Genomic DNA, 1,520 nt, shown 5'->3' with positions numbered 1-1,520 from the left:
TGAAGTGCAAGACAAAAGTTAGACAAAATTAAATATTTAAGCTGCTAAAGCATGTTCCCGGTATTCTACTGGTGACATGCTTTTTGTTTTTCCTGAGATTCTTACATTGTTATACCAACAAACGTACTTTTGAGAAATTTTCGTTAGTTCATCTATATCCTTACATGGAGGAAATCCAATTAAACATTCGGTCTTATATATATGAAAGAAACTCTCTATTGGTGCATTATCAAGACAGTTACCTCTTCTAGACATACTTTGTATTAAATTATTTTCTATCAGTGATTCAGTGTAATAGCTTAGTTGATAGTGCCATCCTTGATCAGAATGAATGATTGGTTTTGCATCTGCTGGCAATTTTCGGAACAGTTCACTTAATGTGTTTTCAATTAATTCTTTATTAGGACTGTCATTTATTTGGAACGCTAAAACCTCTTTACTAGCTTCATCTGTTACTGCTGAAATATAGGCCCACTTGTCATTGAGTAGTTTTACCTGTGAAACATCCGTATGAAGGACTGTGTATGGTTGTGTTTCCTCAAACAATTGATTCAAAACATTGATACAAGTCTTTCCAACTTTTCCCTTGAAAGAAGAATAGTGATGATTATTGTGTTTGTTATACATTGATACTTGAATACCCATATCCGACATTAACTTTCTAATAGTATCTCCACACAAGTGTATCCCACGCTTATCTAGTGCCTCTCCAATTCTACGGTAGCCATATGTCAATCTACCCCGGAATGTTCCTTCTTTAGCTATCTCAAGTATTATTGCTTTAATTTCGGCATATTTGTCCTTATGATTCTTGATGCGTTTCCTTTCATCATGATAAGTTGCTTTATTCAAATCAATGACACGAAGTATGTCACCGATCTTATATCTTTCAACTTTTGGAAGTTCTGCTTGGTCAGCCCTGATCTGATCGACTATTTGTGTTTTTTGACATCCTTTGAAGGTCCGAACAGGGTCATTGATTTTTTTAGTATATCTCTTTCTAACTTTGTGTCATAAAGTTCTTTATTTTTTTGAGCTAGTTCTTCTCGTAAACGTTCTACTTCATTTTTATCCACCAATTTGCGTACTTGCTTCTTACTTTTCTTCTTCAATGGTTTCCTACCTTTTCGGTGAGGCTTCAGAGATTGAATACCGTCACGATTAAATGATGTTCTCCAAATACTTATTTGAGAAGGTAGAATATCATATTTGGCGGCAACTTCTGCAGTAGACTCATCATGAGTTTGATAGTAGTCTATCACACTCAGCTTGAACTCTGCTGTAAAGTTACGTTTACCTTTGCGTCTGATCAAAGAATCTATTCCCGATAACTGATATCTTTTTATCCAATGCCTAATTTCACGGTCAGGCAAGCTATATTTTTCAGCTAAGTCATTGTAACTATATTTTCCTTGTATATAATCATTTATTACCTCAGCTTTGAAGATTGGATCATATTTTGTCATAAAAAATGCCCTACAATCGTTAGATTTCTTGTCTAACAATTGTAGGGCACTTCA

The 1,520-nt window shown here is 34.5% G+C and carries 2 protein-coding genes; both read right to left on the bottom strand.

What is annotated here, in order from left to right; translation table 11 throughout:
- Positions 1-36: 36 nt before the first annotated feature.
- Complete coding sequence (locus EKM79_RS12165) at positions 37-936, bottom strand: IS3 family transposase (protein WP_246005699.1); 900 nt, start codon at positions 934-936, stop codon at positions 37-39.
- Positions 933-1,466, bottom strand: a complete 534-nt coding sequence (locus EKM79_RS12160) for a helix-turn-helix domain-containing protein (protein ID WP_125569164.1) — start codon at positions 1,464-1,466, stop codon at positions 933-935. Before EKM79_RS12160 ends, EKM79_RS12165 begins: the two co-directional genes overlap by 4 nt.
- Positions 1,467-1,520: the final 54 nt, after the last annotated feature.

The sequence above is a fragment of the Companilactobacillus insicii genome, assembly GCF_003946015.1.
GTDB lineage: Bacteria > Bacillota > Bacilli > Lactobacillales > Lactobacillaceae > Companilactobacillus > Companilactobacillus insicii.
This window is presented reverse-complemented; position numbering and strand designations above follow the sequence as displayed.

What these genes read in the sequence shown, in the direction of transcription:
- EKM79_RS12160 (WP_125569164.1), bottom strand. Translation starts at nt 1,466, where the DNA reads ATGACAAAATATGATCCAATCTTCAAAGCTGAGGTAATAAATGATTAT.